Annotated in this window: 22 protein-coding genes and 1 tRNA gene; 6 read left to right on the plus strand and 17 right to left on the minus strand. The window is 65.6% G+C overall.

From position 1 onward, the window contains the following. Positions 1-14: 14 nt before the first annotated feature. The 12 genes from ACU5AX_RS12905 to hspQ all read right to left on the minus strand — a co-directional run bounded on the left by ACU5AX_RS12905 (position 15) and on the right by hspQ (position 9,584). Positions 15-1,886, minus strand: a complete 1,872-nt coding sequence (locus tag ACU5AX_RS12905) for an ATP-binding protein (RefSeq protein WP_446691336.1) — start codon at positions 1,884-1,886, stop codon at positions 15-17. Positions 1,887-2,009: 123 nt separating this feature from the next. Then, on the minus strand, positions 2,010-3,266 hold the full coding sequence (gene spt, locus ACU5AX_RS12910; RefSeq protein WP_446691249.1) for a serine palmitoyltransferase: 1,257 nt from the start codon (positions 3,264-3,266) through the stop codon (positions 2,010-2,012). Beyond that, complete coding sequence (locus ACU5AX_RS12915; protein ID WP_198354585.1) at positions 3,263-3,511, minus strand: acyl carrier protein; 249 nt, start codon at positions 3,509-3,511, stop codon at positions 3,263-3,265. Before ACU5AX_RS12915 ends, spt begins: the two co-directional genes overlap by 4 nt. 40 nt (positions 3,512-3,551) lie before the next feature. Continuing rightward, a complete protein-coding gene (locus ACU5AX_RS12920; RefSeq protein ID WP_446691250.1) occupies positions 3,552-4,451 on the minus strand; it encodes an SDR family oxidoreductase in 900 nt (299 codons plus the stop codon). Positions 4,452-4,557: 106 nt separating this feature from the next. Beyond that, positions 4,558-5,658, minus strand: coding sequence for a glutamate 5-kinase (gene proB / locus ACU5AX_RS12925; protein WP_446691251.1), 1,101 nt, complete (start codon positions 5,656-5,658; stop codon positions 4,558-4,560). A gap of 67 nt (positions 5,659-5,725) precedes the next feature. Then, positions 5,726-5,878 (minus strand): hypothetical protein, encoded by a 153-nt coding sequence (locus ACU5AX_RS12930; protein ID WP_446691252.1) that lies wholly within the window; start codon positions 5,876-5,878, stop codon positions 5,726-5,728. 150 nt (positions 5,879-6,028) lie between these two features. Next, entirely contained in the window at positions 6,029-7,075 is a 1,047-nt protein-coding gene (obgE, locus tag ACU5AX_RS12935) for a GTPase ObgE (RefSeq protein WP_446691253.1), read from the minus strand. A 37-nt stretch (positions 7,076-7,112) separates the two neighbouring features. Beyond that, positions 7,113-7,706, minus strand: coding sequence for a TetR/AcrR family transcriptional regulator (locus tag ACU5AX_RS12940; RefSeq protein WP_446691254.1), 594 nt, complete (start codon positions 7,704-7,706; stop codon positions 7,113-7,115). A gap of 49 nt (positions 7,707-7,755) precedes the next feature. Beyond that, positions 7,756-8,301: a GNAT family N-acetyltransferase gene (locus ACU5AX_RS12945; protein WP_446691255.1), complete on the minus strand. Its 546-nt coding sequence runs from the start codon at positions 8,299-8,301 to the stop codon at positions 7,756-7,758. 173 nt (positions 8,302-8,474) lie between these two features. Further along, positions 8,475-8,744 (minus strand): 50S ribosomal protein L27, encoded by a 270-nt coding sequence (gene rpmA, locus ACU5AX_RS12950; protein ID WP_198354592.1) that lies wholly within the window; start codon positions 8,742-8,744, stop codon positions 8,475-8,477. 30 nt (positions 8,745-8,774) lie between these two features. Then, complete coding sequence (gene rplU, locus ACU5AX_RS12955; protein WP_198354593.1) at positions 8,775-9,071, minus strand: 50S ribosomal protein L21; 297 nt, start codon at positions 9,069-9,071, stop codon at positions 8,775-8,777. 132 nt (positions 9,072-9,203) lie between these two features. Beyond that, positions 9,204-9,584, minus strand: coding sequence for a heat shock protein HspQ (gene hspQ, locus ACU5AX_RS12960; protein ID WP_446691256.1), 381 nt, complete (start codon positions 9,582-9,584; stop codon positions 9,204-9,206). Positions 9,585-9,715: 131 nt separating this feature from the next. On the opposite strand from hspQ, the gene ACU5AX_RS12965 reads away from it, so the two are divergent. The 4 genes from ACU5AX_RS12965 (at position 9,716) to ACU5AX_RS12980 (ending at position 13,761) form a co-directional block, all read left to right on the plus strand. After that, positions 9,716-9,805: transfer RNA gene (locus tag ACU5AX_RS12965), tRNA-Ser, on the plus strand. A 581-nt stretch (positions 9,806-10,386) separates the two neighbouring features. After that, positions 10,387-11,823, plus strand: a complete 1,437-nt coding sequence (locus ACU5AX_RS12970) for a site-specific DNA-methyltransferase (protein ID WP_446691257.1) — start codon at positions 10,387-10,389, stop codon at positions 11,821-11,823. Between the two features lie 10 nt (positions 11,824-11,833). Beyond that, positions 11,834-12,256 carry a DUF5681 domain-containing protein gene (locus ACU5AX_RS12975; RefSeq protein ID WP_446691258.1) on the plus strand — a complete coding sequence of 141 codons (423 nt, stop codon included), beginning with the start codon at positions 11,834-11,836 and terminating at the stop codon, positions 12,254-12,256. Next, positions 12,253-13,761 (plus strand): phage terminase large subunit family protein, encoded by a 1,509-nt coding sequence (locus tag ACU5AX_RS12980; protein ID WP_446691259.1) that lies wholly within the window; start codon positions 12,253-12,255, stop codon positions 13,759-13,761. Before ACU5AX_RS12975 ends, ACU5AX_RS12980 begins: the two co-directional genes overlap by 4 nt. Positions 13,762-13,846: 85 nt before the next feature. Here ACU5AX_RS12980 and ACU5AX_RS12985 read toward each other — a convergent pair whose 3' ends face one another. Further along, the gene (locus tag ACU5AX_RS12985; RefSeq protein WP_446691260.1) at positions 13,847-14,194 is read right to left on the minus strand and encodes a zinc ribbon domain-containing protein; all 348 of its coding nucleotides are present in this window, start codon (positions 14,192-14,194) and stop codon (positions 13,847-13,849) included. Positions 14,195-14,299: 105 nt separating this feature from the next. Beyond that, positions 14,300-14,530, minus strand: a complete 231-nt coding sequence (locus ACU5AX_RS12990) for a hypothetical protein (RefSeq protein ID WP_446691261.1) — start codon at positions 14,528-14,530, stop codon at positions 14,300-14,302. A 279-nt stretch (positions 14,531-14,809) separates the two neighbouring features. On the opposite strand from ACU5AX_RS12990, the gene ACU5AX_RS12995 reads away from it, so the two are divergent. Both ACU5AX_RS12995 and ACU5AX_RS13000 read left to right on the plus strand, forming a co-directional pair. Then, complete coding sequence (locus tag ACU5AX_RS12995; protein WP_288935993.1) at positions 14,810-15,013, plus strand: helix-turn-helix domain-containing protein; 204 nt, start codon at positions 14,810-14,812, stop codon at positions 15,011-15,013. Between the two features lie 75 nt (positions 15,014-15,088). Next, positions 15,089-15,265 (plus strand): hypothetical protein, encoded by a 177-nt coding sequence (locus tag ACU5AX_RS13000; RefSeq protein ID WP_446691262.1) that lies wholly within the window; start codon positions 15,089-15,091, stop codon positions 15,263-15,265. A 13-nt stretch (positions 15,266-15,278) separates the two neighbouring features. Here ACU5AX_RS13000 and ACU5AX_RS13005 read toward each other — a convergent pair whose 3' ends face one another. The 3 genes from ACU5AX_RS13005 to ACU5AX_RS13015 are packed head-to-tail and all read right to left on the minus strand — an operon-like array spanning position 15,279 to position 17,868. Beyond that, positions 15,279-16,946, minus strand: a complete 1,668-nt coding sequence (locus tag ACU5AX_RS13005) for a recombinase family protein (protein ID WP_446691263.1) — start codon at positions 16,944-16,946, stop codon at positions 15,279-15,281. Beyond that, the gene (locus ACU5AX_RS13010) at positions 16,943-17,353 is read right to left on the minus strand and encodes a DUF2924 domain-containing protein (protein WP_446691264.1); all 411 of its coding nucleotides are present in this window, start codon (positions 17,351-17,353) and stop codon (positions 16,943-16,945) included. The genes ACU5AX_RS13005 and ACU5AX_RS13010 overlap by 4 nt, the downstream gene beginning before the upstream one ends. After that, the gene (locus ACU5AX_RS13015; RefSeq protein WP_446691265.1) at positions 17,353-17,868 is read right to left on the minus strand and encodes a DUF3489 domain-containing protein; all 516 of its coding nucleotides are present in this window, start codon (positions 17,866-17,868) and stop codon (positions 17,353-17,355) included. Before ACU5AX_RS13015 ends, ACU5AX_RS13010 begins: the two co-directional genes overlap by 1 nt. Between the last annotated feature and the right edge of the window lie 212 nt (positions 17,869-18,080).

An 18,080-nucleotide genomic window follows, 5' to 3' on the forward strand; every position in this document is an offset into this window, starting at 1 on the left:
CGCAGAGGGGGCGGCTATTCCGCCGCGATCCGATGCGGCGCGTCCGGCCGTTCGCGTGCCATCGCGGCGCTGATCGCACGGTCCAGCCCCGACAGCGTGAACGGCTTGCGCAGTACCTGATGGTCGCCGAACTCGCTGGCATTGGCCTCGCCCGCGAAGCCGGTGACGAACAGCACGGCGACGTGCGGCACCTGCGGGGCGAGCGCGGCGATCAGTTCGGGACCGGTCTGGCCGGGCATCAGCACGTCGGAAATGATCAGGTCGATGTCGTCATGTTCGGCCAGCAGCGCCGCCGCCTTGCCAGGCTCGTCGCACGGCACCGGCAGATGGCCCAGTTCGGCAAGCGCGGCGACGGTGGCGGCAAGCACGCGCGGATCGTCTTCGACGACCAGCACGTGCAGCGTCTCGCCGCGATCGACCGGAGCGGCGGCGGCGGGCGAGGGGGCGGCGGCGGGGGCGACGCTGGTATCGCGCGGCAGGAAGAGCGTCACCGTCGTGCCGCGGCCGACGACGCTGTCGATCGCCATCGCGCCGCCCAGTTGGCGGACGAGCGCGAAGATCTGGCTGAGGCCGAGGCCGGTTCCCTTGCCGACCGCCTTGGTGGTGAAGAACGGTTCGAAGACGCGGTCGATGATCTCCGGCGGGATGCCGGTGCCGGTATCGGTGACCGCGATCGTGACGTGGTCGCCGGCGCGGCATTCGCCGACCTCGCCCGCGTTCAGCGTCGCGGTGCCGGTGGCCACGGTCAGCGTGCCGCGCCCGTTCATTGCGTCGCGGGCATTGACCGCGAGGTTGAGCACCGCATTCTCCAACTGCACCCGGTCGGCACGCACCCGCCAGCCGCAGGCCGCGTCCTGCGTGGTCACGGTGATCGCGTCGCCGAGCGTCCGGTCGAGCAATTCCGACATACCCGCGACCAGTCCCGCCGCATCGAGCGACTCCGGCTTCAAGGACTCCTCGCGGCTGAAGGCGAGCAGGCGGCGGGTCAGCGCAGCGGCGCGGTCGGCACCATCGGTGGCATTGTCGAGGTGGCGGCGGGCAGCGGCCGGATCGTGCTCGACGCTGCGCCGCGCCAGTTCCAGTCCGCCCAGCACCACCGCGAGCATGTTGTTGAAATCGTGAGCAATGCCGCCGGTCAACTGGCCGACCGCCTCCATCTTCTGGACCTGGCGCAGCTTCGCTTCCTGGACGCGCAGATCCTCGGTGGCACGCGACACCGCGGCGGCGAGTTCCTCGGCCCGCTGCTGCGCCGCCGTCGCCTCCGCACGGGCGACGGCCCGTTCGCCGATCGCGCGGATGATGAACCAGCCGAGCAGCAAGGCGCCGACGACGATGAGTACGCCGAAGAGCGCCAGCACCGCCGCTAGCCGGTTCGACCGCTGCACCGTGCGCATCGCGTCGGCGGTGCGCGCGTCGAGCAGGGCGCGCTCGCCGTCGATGATCCGGTTGAGCGTTCGGTCGATGTCGTTGAGGCTGGCGGACTGTCGCGCCTTGTAGAAGCGGGCGAGCGCCTGCGCATTCTTCTTGTAGGTGGTGCTGAGCGCGATCAGCGACAGTTCCTTGCCGCGATCCTCATAGGCGTCGCGGAGATGGTCGACGCGGCGGCTTTGCGTCCGGCTGGGCATGACGAGATCGTCGAGCCGGTCGAGCTGGGTGCCCGCCAGCCGCCATTTGTCGTAATAGATCTGGCCGAGGGCGGTGTCGCCGCTGATCACGTACCGGCCGAGCGCCGCTTCGGACTGGGCGATCGATCCCGCCAGCGTCCGCGCCAGGATCATCACGTCATAGCTGTGCGCCTGCAGCCGCAGCGCCCGGTCGCGCTGCCGGTTGGCATTGCCGAGCGTCACGATCAGCCCGGCCAGCACGAGCGCACCCAGCAACCCCATCACGACCAGCGTGATGGTGCGCCAGGCGGCTTGGCCCCCCCGGGCCAGCGGTTCGGCCTCGTCCCGCGTCACGGCAAGGATGCTACCCCAACCTCCCGTCGCTGGGAAGCCGGGGCCGGCGGCTCAGCCGATCGCGCCCACGGCCTGACCCGCGGCGCGGAAATGGCCGAGCACGGTGTCGATCTGCGCGTCGCTATGCTCGGCGCACAGCGAGCAGCGCAGCAGGAAGGTGCCGGCCGGCGTCGCCGGCGGCCGCGCCATGTTGACGTAGACGCCCGCCTCGAGCAGCGCCTGCCACATCGCCACCGCCTGCATCTGGTCATCCAGGATCACCGCGACGATCGCGCTGTCCGGATTCTCGGTGCCGAGCCGGAAGCCCAGTTGTTTCAGGCCGCCGTGCAGGCGACGCGCATTGGACCAGAGCTGCGCCCGCTTGCCATGCGCGGTCATCAGCTTGCGGATCGACGCCTCTGCCGTGGCGACCACCGACGGCGGCAGCGAGGCGGTGAAGATATAGGGGCGGCAGGCGAGGCGGATCGCCTCGAACTTCGGATGGTTCGAGACGCAGAAGCCGCCGACGGTGCCGACCGATTTGGAGAAGGTGCCGACGACGAAGTCGACATCGCCTTCCAGGCCCTGATCCTCATAGACGCCGCGGCCGTTGGGGCCGAAGAAGCCCATCGAATGCGCTTCGTCGCTGAGCACCATCGCGCCATGCTTCTTGGCGACGGCGACCATCTCCTTGAGCGGCGCAATGTCGCCGAGCATCGAATAGACGCCCTCGAGCACGACGAGCTTGCCGGCATCCTTGGGCAGGCGGCCGAGCCGCTTGTCGAGGTCGGCGACGTCGTTGTGGCGGAAGCGGACGATCTCCGCATAGCCCTGTTTGCAGCCGTCGTAGATCGAGGCGTGGCTGTCGGCGTCGAGGATTACGTAGTCGCCCTTGCCGGCGACCGTCGAGATCATGCCGAGATTGGCCATATAGCCGGTCGAGAAGACGATCGCGCCCGACACGCCGTAGAAATCGCGCAGCGCCTGTTCCACCGCCATGTGGTCGCGGAAGGTGCCGTTGAGCATGCGGCTGCCGTTGGTGCCCGATCCGAACTGGTCGAGCGCGGCATGGCCGGCGGCGACGACGTCGGGATCGAACGTCATGCCCATGTAATTGTAGGTGCCGAGCAGGATCGTGTCCCGGCCGGCGATCACCGCCTCGGTCGGGCTCTTCACCTGTTCCATGACGATCGCGAAGGGATCGGTGACGCCGGTGTCGATCAGCGCCTGACGCTCGGCAATCAGCCCGTCGAACTTGCTCATCAGGTCGCGCGGGGCGTCGCTGACCAGCGGGCTCGGCACCTCCGGCTGCAGGCCCGTCTCGGTCATGCCTGCGCCTTCAGCTTGACGACGGCATCGGCGAGCTGGCCGATATTCTCGATCTCGGCCTGCATGTTCATCGTGATGATGATGTCGAATTCGTCCTCGATCGCGGCGACGAAATCCATCACCGTCAGGCTGTCCCATTCCAGGTCGCCCTGGAAGGTGGTGGCGTCGGTCAGCGCGACGCCCTTCTTGTTGAAGGGTTCGATCTGGGCCTTGATGGTGTCGAGGATCTGGGTGCGGTCGGTCATGATGATGTTCCGTTGGCAGGCAATTACGGCAGGGTTGCGGCTATAGCAGGCCGTTGGCGCGATACCACCGGGCGGTGGCGGCGAGGCCGTCGGCGGTGGTCGTGGTAGCGGTCCACAGCGCTGGAGGCGGGCGGCGGGCGGGATCGGCAGTCCAGTCGCCGTGGCAGAGGTAGCCGACGCGGTCGGCGGTTAGCTTGGCCGCCGTGCCGCGCAGCCGACGATCGAGCGCCGCGCCGAGGCGCAGGCCGGCAGCGGGCAGATGGATCGGCCAGACACGCCGCCCGACCGCTCGGCCGATCAGCCGCGCCATTTCGGCATGGGTGAGGACATGGCCGTCGTCCGCCTCCAATATGGCGCGGGGCCCGCTCCGCTCCGCGAGCGTCAGGAGCAGTCGGGCAAGATCCTCGACCGCGATCAGCGACACCTTGCCCGGCGGCGGCAGCAGCGCCAGCCCGAAGCGGGCGAGGCGGAACATGTCGCGCATCTCCATGTCGCCGGCGCCGTAGACGCCGGTCGGGCGGACGATCGTCCAGTCGAGCGGCGAGGCCGCGACCAGCGCCTCGCTCTCGCGCTTCGACCAGCCGTAGAGCGACAGCTGCGGCTCCCGCGCCGAAAGGGAGGAGACGTGGACGAAGCGGGCGATACCCGCCGCCTGCGTCGCGGCGATCATGGTGCGGGTGCCATCGACGTTGCCGGCGACGAAGCCCGCGCGATCCGGTGCGCTGACAACGCCGGCGACATGGATCACCGCGTCGCTGCCCGCGACGAGATCGGCGAGGCTGCCGGGACGATCCAACGCCCCCTCCACCCAGGTGACACCGTCGCGTGCCGGCTGAGCACGCCGGGTGAGGGCGCGGACGTGGTGGCCGGCGGCGAGTGCGCGGTCGACCAGCACGCGTCCGACGAACCCGGTGGCGCCAGTGATGGCGAAGGTGGTCATCGGCCCGCAATCCTGGTGCCGTCACGCCCGTGTAGGCGGGGATCCGGACACGCCAACGGCGGCGATGGACGTGCAAAGCACGGGGACGACGAAAAGCCGGGGCGCATCACAGCAGCGCCAGATGGTTGCGGTGGACCAGCGCGGCGCGGGGGGCATAGCCGAGGATGTCCGTTTGCTCCTCCGTCCGGCGGCCGAGCAGGCGCGCGGTTTCGGCCGCGTCATATTCCGCCAAGCCGCGTGCGAGGCGGCCGTTCGGCCCCTCGATCGTGACCAGGTCGCCCCGCGCGAAATCACCTTCTACGCGCGTCGCGCCGGCGGCGAGCAGGCTGCCGCCCTGTACCAGCGCCGCCGCGGCACCGGCGTCGACATGGATGCTGCCGGCGGCGGTCAAGCCGCCAGCAAGCCAAGCCTTGCGGGCCGACGCGGTTCGCTCGGCGACGAACAGCGTGTGCCGCGGCTCGCCGGCGAGCGGATGATCGACCCGACCGGAGGCAATAGCAAGCGCGGCACCCGCCGCGGTGGCGATCCGTGCCGCCTCGACCTTGGATACCATGCCGCCCGATCCCATACCGGAGGCGGAGCCGCGGTCGGCCATGCCGGCGACCGCGTTGATCCGCTCGACCCGCGCGATATGCCGTGCGGCCGGATGGATGTGCGGATTGGCGTCGTACAGTCCGTCGACGTCGGACAGCAACACGACACCGCTGGCACCCGCCGCCTGCGCGACACGCGCCGCAAGACGGTCGTTGTCGCCGAAGCGGATCTCCTCGGTAGCGACGCTGTCATTCTCGTTGATGACCGGCACGACGCCCAGGCCGAGCAGCCGGCCGAGCGTGGCGGCGGCGTTGAGATAGCGGCGGCGATCCTCCAGATCGGCAAGCGTGACCAGCATCTGTGCCGCCGTCAGGCCATGCAGGCCGAGCAATTCCGCCCAGGTCTGGCTGAGCGCGATCTGACCCGTCGCAGCGGCGGCCTGCGCGTCTTCCAGGCTGGCACGACCGCCTTTCGTAAGGCCGAGCCGGCGAGCCCCGAGGGCGATCGCGCCCGAGGATACGATCGCGACCTGCTGCCCCTCGCGCATCCGCGCGGCGATGTCGGCGACCAGGGTGGCCAGCCATGGCCGTCGCACATCCCCCTCGGCGCCGACCAGCAACGCGGAGCCGACTTTCACGATCAGGCGGGGGCAGACGGCGGGCGCGAACAGCATGGCCGCCCGCCTTTGCCCGCTTTGTCGACCGACTCCAAGGGGTGGCGGCACCGTCGGTGCCGCGCCGTTACTGCAGCGAGGACGAAGGAATGCCGGTGGTCAGCGCACCGAAGCCGTGTGCCTCGCAATATTCCGAAGCCTCGGTGATCAAGGCAACGAGCAGCGTCTCGTCGAGTGCCAATGCCAAAGCGAGCGCCTGATCGAGATGGAGGCGCATCATCCGTCTGGCATCAAGGTCGTTCACACGCGCACACTCCGCTCCGGATGCGATCACCGAAGCATCTAACCGAATTGGATACGGTTCATCGTGATCCAGATCAACAATGCAGCGCTTTGATCGACCGGAAGCGTACGCAAATTGGTGGTATGGCTATAAGGGCGACCATTCCACCGTATCTTCTTCGCCGTCGTCGCTGACCGGGGTCTCGGCGGCCGGGCCGATCGCCTCGAGTAGCCGGTCGAGCACCCAGTCGACACCGGTGCCCGCCGCACCCGACAGCGGAATCACATCGGCGCCGCTTGCCGCGGCGAGCTCGGCGGATAGCGCCTCGACCAGCTCGTCGTCGAGCGTGTCGATCTTATTGAGGGCGATCACCTGCGGCTTGTCGGCCAGGCCGGCGCCATACGCCTCCAGCTCGTCACGGACGATGCGATAGCTTTCGGCGACATCCTCATCATTGGCGTCAACGAGGTGGAGCAGCACGCGACAGCGCTCGATATGGCCGAGGAAACGGTCGCCGATGCCGGCACCGTCCGCCGCGCCCTCGATCAGGCCGGGAATATCGGCGACGACGAACTCGCGATTGTGGTGGCGGACCACGCCCAGCTGCGGCCGGGTCGTGGTGAAGGCATAGGCGCCGACCTTCGCCTGCGCATTGGTCACCGCGTTGATGAAGGTCGACTTGCCCGCATTGGGCAGACCGACGAGCCCGGCATCGGCGAGCAGCTTCAGCCGCAGCCACACCCACGCTTCCTGGTAAGGCCAGCCAGTGCCGTGCTGGCGCGGCGTACGGTTGGTCGAGGTCTTGTAGCTGGCGTTGCCGCGACCGCCATCACCGCCGCGCAGGAACACCGCGCGCTGGCCGACGCGGGTGAAATCAAGCAGCACCTCTTCCTTGTCTTCCGACAGGACCTGCGTGCCGACCGGGACCTTGATGACCAGATCGTCGCCGCCGGCGCCGGTCCGGTTGCTGCCCGAGCCGCCCTGGCCGCGCGGCGCGCGAAAATGCTGGGTGTAGCGGAAGTCGATCAGCGTGTTGAGGCCGGCCACCGCCTCGAAGACGATGTCGCCGCCCTTGCCGCCGTTGCCGCCGTCGGGGCCGCCATATTCGATGAACTTTTCGCGCCGGAAGCTGACGGCGCCGGGGCCGCCCCCGCCGGAACGGACGAAAATCTTGGCTTGGTCAAGGAAATGCATGACGTCTCTTTAGCGTGCCGCGGCGGCAAGGCCAGTGTCAGCCGAGCGGCTGGCGCAGGGCGTCGGCCGCGATGTCCCGAGCCGTGCGGCGCGGTAGGCCGAGCGCGCGGGCGATCGGCGCGCCGAGCAGCGCATCGCCGAGCGCCATCAGCATCAGCTGCAGCGTTTCCTCGGCGATGGGCCGGGGGCGGGGGGCGAGATCGACGGCGAGTTCGTCAACCAGGCCGTGGATCGCGGCGAGAATCGGGTCGAGCGCATCCTGGTTGCCGGTCAGGATCATCCAGCTGGCAAGCGCACCCGCCCCATCCCTGTCGAACGCGTCGAAGACCAGTTCGACGATCCCGGCCGGGTCGCGCTCGTCGGCTGGTGTTTCGGCGATACGCGCCCGGATCGCGGCGGAGATGGCGCTCGCCATCCGCGCGATCAGCGCCTGCTGCAGCCCCGCCGCCGAACCGAAATGATGAAGCAGATTGGCGTGGGTGCGGCCGATCTCCGCCGCCACCGCCTTCAGCGTCACCGCTTGCGGCCCCTCGGCGACGAGGAGCCGGCGCGCCGCGTCGAGCGCGCGATCGCGAGAGGCTTCCGGGGACAGGCGCTTGGGCGTCGGCACGAGCAGCGGCGTAGCGGGCAAGGGCGCGGAACGTAAGGGGCGATGTCCCCTCCCCGAAGGGAGGGGGCGGTCAGGCCGCGATCGGCATCGGTTTGGAGTCGTCCGCCGTCAGGTCGAGCGCATATTCGAGGCTCGTTGCCGCGTCGGCGCGCGCGGGCGAACGCTTCAGCGCGGTCCGGCCGGTCGGTTGGAAGCCGAGCTTGCGCAGCACGCGACCGGATGCGGGATTGTCGGCATAATGCCAGGCGCCCAGCCGCGCGAACGGCAGCGCGTGCCGCGCCATGTCGATCACGGCGCGGCCCGCCTCGGTGGCATAGCCGCGCCCCCAGGCCGACGGGGTCAGCCAATAGCCGAGCTCGGGCCCGTGATCATATCGTGTGATGCCGATGCCGCCGATCAGCGCCGGCGTTTCGCCGTCGTGGCAGACGATCTGGAAGCGCGGTTCGTGGGCGCCGCGCGGGCTGGACAGAAAGGCCGACGCCGCTGCCTCGTCATAGGGGAAGGGGACGTGGCTCAGCATCCGCGCCACCGCTTCGTGTCCGATCGCCCGGCTCAGCGCAGGGGCATCCTCCGGCCAGCCGGGCCGCAGGGTCAGTCTCTTGGTTCTGGCGAACATGCTCGTCGCTCTCCTCATGCGTGCCGCTGCCACGCGTCTGTGACGCGGCGGCGACAGGGTTGAGGGAGCACGAAAAAAGGGAGCCGGGGTGACCCGCCTCCCTTGTCTGGTTGGCACCGCCTGGGCGGTGCGACCGGGTCAGCCTGGTGGGCAACCCGGTTGGTCGCCCGATGTTATTCAGCCGCCTCGGCCATAATCTCGACCGAGCAGAATTTGCGGCCGAGCTTGCCCTCGTGGAACGCCACGCGGCCGTCGACGAGCGCAAAAAGGGTGTGGTCCTTGCCCATGCCGACGTTGCGGCCCGGGTAGAACTTCGTACCGCGCTGACGGACGAGGATGTTGCCGGCGATCGCTTCCTGACCACCGAACTTCTTCACGCCAAGGCGACGGCCGGCCGAATCACGACCGTTGCGCGACGAACCGCCTGCTTTCTTATGTGCCATGCTGCTCTACTCCTGGTTCGCGCGTACGGATCAGCCGACCGACACGATCTTGAGGATCGTGTGGTTCTGGCGATGGCCGTTGCGGCGGCGATAATTGTGACGACGGCGCTTCTTGAAGACGATGACCTTCTCGCCCTTCGCCTGTGCGATGATCTCGGCGGCGACGGTCAGACCCTCGACGCTCTTCAGCTCCGAGCCTTCGCCCGCGAGCAGGACGTCACCCAGCGTGATCGACGCGCCGGCTTCGCCGTCCAGCTTTTCGACGACGATCTTGTCTCCGGCGGCGACGCGATACTGCTTGCCGCCCGTGCGCACGATAGCGAACATGGCTCTTGTCACTTCCCAATAAACATATGACCGCGCGAAGGCATGCCTTCGGCGGGATGAAGCGCGGCAGCTAAGGAAGAATGGCGGCGCTGTCAACCGCCGATGGTGGCGAAATCGGCGCGGTCGAAACACTCAGTGCCGGTGCTCGCGGCGCAGCGCGTAGCGGCCGTCGACATAGTCCGAGAACAGCCCGGCGATGGCGGGGTGGTCGATCGGCTCGTCGCTGTCGTCGGGCACTAGATTCTGCTGGCTGACGTAGGCGGTGTAGCTCGATTCGATACTCTCGGCGAGCAGATGGTAGAAGGGCTGGTCCTTGCGCGGTCGCGCGTCCTCTGGAATCGCCTCATACCATTCCTCGGTGTTGGCGAAGACCGGGTCGACGTCGAAGATGACGCCGCGGAAATCGAACAGGCGATGGCGGACCACGTCGCCGATCGAGAAGCGAGCATGCGCGATCGGCGGGGCGGTAATCTCGGCTGGGGTGGCAGGCAGGACGCTGTCGTGGCGGGGCATGACGGATAATTTAATGCCGTTTGCGCATCGCACAAGCGCGCGGAGCGCTTGCCACGTCCCGACGAACCCGTTAGAGGCGCGCCCTCGACCCGCCCAGGGGGTGTCTAGGGACGCCCGCCGAGCATCCTCGCGGAGAGGTGGCAGAGTGGTCGAATGCACCGCACTCGAAATGCGGCGTGCCGGCAACGGTACCGTGGGTTCGAATCCCACCCTCTCCGCCACACAGTCCTTTGTATCTGTGGTCATCTGGGAAGCGCGCCAGATAGTGCCCGCATTCCCGCGAGTTTCGCGTAGCGCCGCGCGTGAATTGCGTAGCAGAGAAACCTGGTGGATGAGGTTTCTGCAGGCCAATCGGGAGATATTCTCCGGTCCATGAGGGCGCAGTACCGAACTGCGATCTGCCCATTATTCGCGACGCTTCATGCTCAAAATACAGAATTAAACAGGGTTGGGTAAGCTCTGGAGCATGGCGCTGATGCGGCAAGCCCGCTGCCCGCCCTCGTGCGACGGGCCATTGCATCGTCAAATGGCCAATTTACACCAGGGATGGAAAAGTTCCGCAGCAGCGTGGAAAAGAGCGTATGCAGGGTTGAAGGACTGCTTCACGGGCATACATTGCGGTTGTCAACAACAAAAGTGCGGTATGCCTATGGCGTGACGGGAAGTCGAACCAGCTTCAGGTTCAACTCAAAATAATGGCAGTGTCCCGCCAAAGCGCGGAGTCCATACCATAATCCCGTCACCTTGCCGTGGCTCACATTTTCGCTTTCGAAACCAGAGCATAGCAAAGGTGACTCCTCATTTGGGGGTCATCGTCATGATGAACAATCCACAGTTCGTGGAGGCGGGGAAGCTCGACCTCCTTTCTGGTCTATCATCCGAAATCCGCTTCGTCACTCCTTCGTCATTGGCTGCATTTGGTCGTCGTGCGCGGACGCATTCCAGAGATCAGATTACGCAGATAGCAAAGAGCATCGAAACATTTGGGTTTTCGGTTCCCTTGCTGGTCGATGAGAAAAATAAGATCATCGCGGGTAACGCCCGACTTGAAGCGGCCATTCAGCTCGGTCTCGCTGAGGTGCCTGTAGTCACCATCTCGCATCTGACACCTGAAAAGAAGCGCGCCTTCGTGCTGGCTGAGAACAAGCTTGCGACCGCTGGCGGCTGGGACCGCGCGGTGCTGAGTCTCGAGTTCAAGGAACTTCTTGAGATCGCCCCGGATTTCGATCTCGACGTCACCGGCTTTGTGGATCCTGAGATCGACGCCCTGGTGTTGTGCCAGGAAGAGCCGGAACGCTCGCCAAAAATCGTGCCGCCTACGACTGCAACCAGCCAGATCGGTGACCTGTGGCTGCTTGACCGCCATCGGCTCTTGTGTGGCGACTCCACCGATAAGGCGACAGTAGCCCGGTTACTGGACGGCCAGGAAGCAAGAATCACGTTTAGCGATCTTCCCTATAATGTGGGCATTGCAGGCAACGTCACATCGTCGAAGGACAGTCGCGAGTTCGTCATGGCATCCGGCGAGATGTCGGACGACGAATTCATCGATTTCCTTAAAAAGGTATTTGCGCGCGCATGCGAAAGCCTGATGCCAGGCGGCCTTGCCTATATGTGTATGGATTTCCGCCACATGCGGCACATGCTGGACGCGGCAGACAAGAACCCTCTGAAGCTTTTGAACCTCATCGTATGGGACAAGGGGCTCGGCGGCATGGGGAGCTTTTACCGATCCCGGCACGAGCTCATCTTCCTGTTCGCGCACGAGGGGGCGACGCACCTCAATCGCGTTCAGCTTGGTAAGCACGGCCGCGACCGCAGCAACGTCTGGACCTATCGCGGCATGCATGGCTCGGGGCACGAGCAGAAGCGCGCGCGCGAACTCCATCCGACCGTCAAGCCGCTGGCGTTGGTCAAGGATGCCATTCTCGATTCGACCAAACGTGGGGATCTCGTGCTCGATCTCTTCTCCGGAAGCGGCACTACGATACTTGCTGCGGATGATACTGGACGCAGGGGTGCAGCAATGGAGCTCGACCCGATTTACACCGACACGACCATATTGCGGTGGCAGGAGCACAGCGGGAAAGAAGCGGTTCTGGCATCGAGCGGACGGACCTTCCGCGAGGTGCGAGCCGAGCGTGCCACCCGCGTGGCATCTAACGCTGATACGCAACAGACAAGCGACTTGACCCAGGCGGCGCCTCCGGCCCGCGTTCGCACGCGCCGCGCGGCTTGAGGAGGATGGTATGTCTGAACATCAGGCCACCAGTGGCACCCCGCGCTCGGCCGAACCTGCCGACGGATATGCCGTCACGCGCGGCAAGCCGCCGCGCGAGCATCAGTTCAAAGCCGGCAAATCGGGCAATCCGTCCGGGAGACCGAAAGGATCGCTGAACTTCAAGACGCTCCTCCAGCGCGAGCTCGACCGGCAGATCACGGGGACCAGCAACGGTCGCGCGGTCCGGATGACCAAGCGCGAAGCGATGGCCGTCCGGCTCGTCGGCGAGGCGATGCGCGGGAACCTGAAAGCCATCGATGCCGTGCTGCATCACGCCGGGGAAACCGCGGCGAGCACACAGGCGCTGCCCCCCATGGACACCGATCCGGCCCGAGACGCCGCCATCTTGGCGGCATACCTCGCCCGGTTCCCGCCAGGGGGGACAGCATGACTCCGCCCGCCGACATCTCGTCAGCGCTAAGCGAGCTTTGTCGGCGGGATTTTCAGGTGTTCGTCGAGCGGGTGTTCGCGACGCTTGATCCCGCTGCCGAGCTGGAGCGTGCTCCCTATCTCGAGATCCTTAGCGACTACCTCGCCCGTACCGAGCGAGGCGAGGTTCGTCGTCTATTGATCACGATCCCGCCTCGACACCTCAAGTCGATCGCGACCTCCGTGGCATTACCTGCCTGGATGCTAGGGCGCGATCCGACCCGGCGCATCCTCACGGTCAGCTATTCGAACGATCTCACCAAGGAACACTCCCGTAATTTCCAGCGCGTCGTCAGCTCTGGCTGGTATGCCCATACCTTCCCGGAGACGGCGAGCAGCCTTGCGCGCAATACGATCTCGGAAGTGCGTACGAGGCAGAATGGATTTCGTCGCGGCGCCTCGTTCGGCGGGTCGCTGACGGGTTTCGGTGCCGATGTCATCATCATCGACGACCTGATGAAGGCCGGCGATGCACGTTCCCCGGTGCAACGGGACAACGTATGCCACTTCTACGGCAACAGCCTCGTCAGTCGCCTCAACGACAAGTCGCAAGGCATCATCATCGCCGTGCAACAGCGACTGCACGAAGACGACCTCGCCGCGCACCTCCAGACCATGGGCTACGCCCATCTCAACCTTCCCGCGATTGCCGAAGAGCGGCAGCAGTTCGTGCTTTCGACGGGCCGCGTCCATGTGCGCGAGCCTGGTGACCTCCTGAAACCTCGCACAGAGCCGCGTCCGATCCTCGACGAGTTCAGGCAGGCGATGGGAAGCTCCGACTTCGAAGCACAGTATCAGCAGAACCCGACACCGCCCGACAGCGCGCTTATCGAATGGTCGCGGATCCAAACCTATAGCGAGGCACCTGGCCGTGAACGCCTCCAGTACGTCGTCCAGAGCTGGGATACCGCATTCACCGATGGGCCAAAGGCGGATTTCTCGGTGGGCACCACCTGGGGCTTTCACGATGGCGCGTGGCTGCTGCTCGATCTCCAACGCATCCGGTTATCGTATCCGGACCTGCTGGCGCGCGTCCGGCGCGAACGGAAGAAGTGGCAGGCCGACACCATCATCATCGAAAAGGCAGCGACGGGTCATGCCTTGCTAGAGGACCTTTCCCGCGATCACCGCTGTCTCAGCGAGCCTGAACACCACGCAACCCAGTGCAACCGCTACGCCTCTCAACCGGTAATGAGCAAGGAGGAGCGGCTGGTCGTCGGCGCAGAGCGCCTTTATTCGGGCCTTGCCAAGTTCCCCCAGAAAGCACGCTGGCTTGCAGAGCTTAAGCGGGAGATGATGGGCTTCCCGAACCTTGTCCATGACGATCAAGTCGACAGCGTGTCGCAATTCCTTCTGTGGGTTAAACAGCGACAGGGCCGGCTAGCCAGCGGGGGAGGGGCATCGGTACAATCGCGCCCTGACGGCCGGCGGGATCCACCGCGACCGGCCGGACGCGCCCGTGGGTGATCGCGTCCGCCGGTCCTCTTTCATCGCATGGATGGGCGCCCTGATGGCTTGCGGGCGGACCCGAAGCCGGCGCGCTGTTGCCCGCTTATAGCGCGCTCGCACAATAGCGGCATTTGGTCGCAAGCTTGCGTACTGGCTCGGCGCAGGAGGGGCAGCGCACATAGTCGCCGTGCTGACCGCGGCGAACCGCGGCCTCTTTTCCGCCTGCCATCGTCAATGAGACAATAAATCCAGCCAATGGGCTTGCAAACGCCGCCCAAGCCATGCTCTCGCCGTTGCCACCAGTGCCAACCGACACTAGTATAACCAATGGCAATACAGGAACGGTAGAAAGCGCAAACAGCGCCAGTCCAGACCGATTTCGCTTTGACGCGATGACGGCATTTAGGGCTGCCCAGGCGATGATGACGATGAGGCCAATCAGCGGTTCCATAGAACATCCTTCTGCGTGGGCGTGGTGGCACGATGCATGGCTGGCTCCACAAGGCAGCTAGCCTCGATTGCGGGCGCGATGGCGCGGCAAGGATAACAGCGCATCTTATTGCGCACTTGCAGATGTAGCACGCTGGCCCGTGCGGTCGCACTTCATCACTGCCTTGTAGAGCATCATCTTTGTGCCGATGTCACTGTCGGCGCGTTCTGTTGTGAGACTGGCGAAATGGATGCTGTCGGGGCATCCAAGCCTTTGCGCGAGCTTGCGGCGAACATCGTCTTCGTCGCGCGCCTTGACGACGCCGGTCATCGCGACGCCTTGCTCGTTGCCGATCATGGTTGGCACCGGAAACCCCCACGGGGACGTCGCACAACCGGCCGCACTCAGTAGCAACGCGACCGCGCCAGGCCGCCCGGCATGCTTCCACGTCGGCGCCTTACGGGCACGCATGTCAGTGACATGTTTATAGCTCAAAACGCTCATTATTCCCCCTCGCTCTACGACGGAATGTCGACAATCAGTGACACGCGTCATGCTCGACGTACGCGATAAAGCAACTGGAATGTCACTGATCGTCTGTAGATCAATCGTCGACAGCGGCATCTTTACAGACCCGTGGATGTCCGACAGCGCCTTGCCACCAACCTTCGTCGTCTGCGTAACCACCACGGGTGGAGCCAGGAGGATTATGCCGATCGCGCCGGCATCCATCGCACCTATGTCAGCGACCTTGAGCGTGCTGCTCGCAACCCGACGATATCGCTGGTCGAGAAGCTTGCAGTACCTTTCGGCGTGACGGCGAGCGACCTCATCGCCTGATTGCGGAACCGGCGGAAAGCTGCGTCTCGACTTCAGGCCCTCGCCGCGGCTTTGGTCGCGGTCAGGAGGCAGACGATGACCCCAGACGAGATGATCAGGATACAGATGACGGCCGCGGGCATGCTGATGGAGGATCTGTCCGCAAAGGTTGTGCTTGACCCCTTGCATCCCGCCCGCCCGCGAGAACTGCGCGAGCTCGCCGGGGACCTCTCCACCATCGCCGACGTCGTTGACCGTATCCGTCGGGCCTAGCCTTTCCGCCCGCCTAGACTGGGGGGCACGTCGGCAGGAGCGTCGCGATCTGCGTTCGCCAGTCGGCGGCGATGCCGCCTTCGGCGGTGAGGCTCGCGACGGTCACGCCGGCGCGCTGTCGCCCCGCCAGGATCGCCTCGGTGACCGCCGGTGCAAGAAAAGCCAGCCGGATCACTCTGCAGACATATGATCTGGTCACGCCCTCGCGGACGGCAAGCTCGGTCGTGCTGATCGCGCCGGCGCGCAGGATACCCCACCAGCGCCGGGCCTGAACCAGCAGGCGGATGAGCGACTTGTCCGGTGCTGCCTGTGCGGTGCGGCCACCGTCCTGCACGAGGCGCAAAGCGCGACCCGAGCGGGTTAATCGTGCCGCGCAACCTACTTCGAAGGTCGCCATCCCCTCATCCCGTCGGGGAAGCGCAAGGAGGTTGGCAAAGGCAGCAGCGTCGCAGGTGAGGGTAATCGCGGCATCGCCAATTTGCACTTGCCGCACGGTATCCAGCATCGCCCGGTAGCGTTCGGTGCCCTTGCTCGCGGCAAGCGCCTCGCAGCGTGTGTGAAATTCGGTGATCTGATGAACACGGACGTCGAGCTCTGCCAGTGCCGCAAGCTCGATCGGCTGGCGGAGGAGTTCCTGTAATTTCCCGATCACCAGCCCCTCGATCTCTCGTGCGGGTATGCGCAGACCGGTGGCACTCGCACCCGATTGCAGGGCGCGGCTGACGTAATAGCGATGACGCACCTTGTTCTTGTTCGCGTGTGTCGCGACCAGCGGCGCGTTGTTCCCATCAACGATACGACCAGCAAGCAGGCTGCTCTCGGCGGTGACCGCCCGGCTGCGCTGGCCCTGACGATGGTCGGCGAGCATCGTCTGCACGGCATCGAAGGTCGCCGCGTCGATGATGGCGGGGTGAAGGCCGCCATATACCTTGTCCTTGTGACCGATCTTGCCGGCGTAGGTAACGTTCTTGAGGATATGGTAGAGCTGGCCACGGGTGAAGGTGCCCCCGCCCAGGGGCTTGCCACCGACCGTGACCCGCTCAGGCACAGTGATGCTCGTCCGGGTCAGCTCTTCCATCAGGCGCCGCACACAACCCAGTGCAAGATAGCGGGTGAAGATGTGACGGATGAGCATCGCATGCTCCTCGACGACGACGAGGCTGCGGTCGTGCGGGGCATAGCCCAACGGCGGGGTGCCCCCCATCCACATGCCGCGTGCTTTGGATGCGGCGATCTTGTCGCGGATACGCTCGGCGGTCACCTCGCGCTCGAACTGCGCGAACGACAGCAGCATGTTGAGGGTGAGGCGGCCCATGCTGGTGGTCGTGTTGAACGACTGGGTGACGGAGACGAAGCTTGTTCCCGCGGCATCGAAGGTCTCGACGAGCTTGGCGAAGTCGAAGAGCGAGCGGGTGAGGCGGTCCACCTTGTAGACGACGATAATGTCGATCCGGCCAGCCTCTACTTCGGCAAGCAGCCGCTTGAGGGCAGGGCGCTCGAGTGTGCCGCCGGATAGCCCGCCGTCATCATAGACCTCGGGCATCGCCGTCCAGCCCTCGCTGGCCTGGCTGAGGATATAAGCGGCGCACGCCTCGCGCTGCGCATCGAGGCTGTTGAAGCTCTGTTCCAGCCCCTCGTCGGAGGATTTGCGCGTATAGATCGCGCAGCGCACCGTCTTCATGCTGCCACCTTCTTCTTGAGACCGAAGAACGCCGGACCCGACCAGCGCGTCCCCGTGATTGCGCGTGCAACCTCGGAGAGCGATCGCCATTCGCGGTCATCCCAGCGAATGATCTGATCTTCACCAACCGTGACGACGTGTGCCTGGCCCTGCCATTCGCGCACCAGCCGCATGCCAGGCGTGGCTGCCTGTGTACGGGTCTGCCCGCGGGCAAGTTGGTCGAGCGTCTGGCTGGCAGCGCGGGCAAGACCGGCAGAGGCTCGCGCCTGCATCTCCCAGGCAAGCGCCAGCCGCAGCATCTTCGGGCTGACTGTGGGCGCCGCTGTCCCAACCAACGATTGCCAGCGCTCCCGCAGCGTCGCGGAGGACAAGGTCTCCAGTTCGCCGAGATCCGAGGCGGACACCATTACGCCGCCCCCAGCAGGCGGTAACAAGTAATGCTGTCGCGTTTGATCCGCTGGATGCTGTGCCCCTTCTTGCGCAACCCCGTCAGCGCGGCGCGTGTCGTATGCGGCTGCCATCCGGTCGCTGCCATCAGTTCAGTTACGGGTATTCCCTCCGCTGACGCGAGAAGTTCGAGAACCAGCGCGATCTTGGTGGGTGCCTTGTCGACAGCGATCACCGCAGGCAGCTCGCCGATCGCCGTTGACGATCCCGCATCGATGTCGTCATCGACGCCGATCGCCGCCATCCCTGCTTTGGTGATGAAGAGGCCGTAGGTCAGGTCGCCATCCGTACGGTGAATGGCGGCCGCATTCGTCGTCGGCAGTTCGATCAGCATCGCTCGTCGAAGGAGTGCTGCCAGCGCCTTTGTGGCGCCGCCCCCGCGGTGGACGCTGCCGGGCAGCGGTAACACGCTGCCGTCCTTGCGCTGGCATGCCGTGGCGAGGAGGATGCGCTGGGTATCACTGAGCTTTATCATGGTGGCTGTACTCCGGTTTGGGAGCAGCCCTGATGCTGCCCCACCAGCCAGAGCCCCGGTGAGCGGCTCACCTGGGGCGGGGGCAGGGCAAAATCCCTGCGCGTCGTCTGACACCGCTGTTGCTCTGCTTCGCTGCGAAGTCGAACAGAATGTGCAGCGATTCTGCTTTTGGTGAAAAACGGCCAGTCCGTTTTCGGACGTGCGCGGAATGT

Source organism: Sphingomonas benefaciens (assembly GCF_052907485.1).

Coding starts and splice junctions, on each gene's coding strand:
- ACU5AX_RS12905 (WP_446691336.1), bottom strand. CDS start 1,886: ATGGGGTTGCTGGGTGCGCTCGTGCTGGCCGGGCTGATCGTGACGCTC.
- spt (WP_446691249.1), bottom strand. CDS start 3,266: ATGACCGAGACGGGCCTGCAGCCGGAGGTGCCGAGCCCGCTGGTCAGC.
- ACU5AX_RS12915 (WP_198354585.1), bottom strand. CDS start 3,511: ATGACCGACCGCACCCAGATCCTCGACACCATCAAGGCCCAGATCGAA.
- ACU5AX_RS12920 (WP_446691250.1), bottom strand. CDS start 4,451: ATGACCACCTTCGCCATCACTGGCGCCACCGGGTTCGTCGGACGCGTG.
- proB (WP_446691251.1), bottom strand. CDS start 5,658: ATGCTGTTCGCGCCCGCCGTCTGCCCCCGCCTGATCGTGAAAGTCGGC.
- ACU5AX_RS12930 (WP_446691252.1), bottom strand. CDS start 5,878: ATGATGCGCCTCCATCTCGATCAGGCGCTCGCTTTGGCATTGGCACTC.
- obgE (WP_446691253.1), bottom strand. CDS start 7,075: ATGCATTTCCTTGACCAAGCCAAGATTTTCGTCCGTTCCGGCGGGGGC.
- ACU5AX_RS12945 (WP_446691255.1), bottom strand. CDS start 8,301: ATGTTCGCCAGAACCAAGAGACTGACCCTGCGGCCCGGCTGGCCGGAG.
- rpmA (WP_198354592.1), bottom strand. CDS start 8,744: ATGGCACATAAGAAAGCAGGCGGTTCGTCGCGCAACGGTCGTGATTCG.
- rplU (WP_198354593.1), bottom strand. CDS start 9,071: ATGTTCGCTATCGTGCGCACGGGCGGCAAGCAGTATCGCGTCGCCGCC.
- hspQ (WP_446691256.1), bottom strand. CDS start 9,584: ATGCCCCGCCACGACAGCGTCCTGCCTGCCACCCCAGCCGAGATTACC.
- ACU5AX_RS12975 (WP_446691258.1), top strand. CDS start 11,834: ATGTCTGAACATCAGGCCACCAGTGGCACCCCGCGCTCGGCCGAACCT.
- ACU5AX_RS12980 (WP_446691259.1), top strand. CDS start 12,253: ATGACTCCGCCCGCCGACATCTCGTCAGCGCTAAGCGAGCTTTGTCGG.
- ACU5AX_RS12985 (WP_446691260.1), bottom strand. CDS start 14,194: ATGGAACCGCTGATTGGCCTCATCGTCATCATCGCCTGGGCAGCCCTA.
- ACU5AX_RS12990 (WP_446691261.1), bottom strand. CDS start 14,530: ATGATCGGCAACGAGCAAGGCGTCGCGATGACCGGCGTCGTCAAGGCG.
- ACU5AX_RS13000 (WP_446691262.1), top strand. CDS start 15,089: ATGACCCCAGACGAGATGATCAGGATACAGATGACGGCCGCGGGCATG.
- ACU5AX_RS13005 (WP_446691263.1), bottom strand. CDS start 16,946: ATGAAGACGGTGCGCTGCGCGATCTATACGCGCAAATCCTCCGACGAG.
- ACU5AX_RS13010 (WP_446691264.1), bottom strand. CDS start 17,353: ATGGTGTCCGCCTCGGATCTCGGCGAACTGGAGACCTTGTCCTCCGCG.
- ACU5AX_RS13015 (WP_446691265.1), bottom strand. CDS start 17,868: ATGATAAAGCTCAGTGATACCCAGCGCATCCTCCTCGCCACGGCATGC.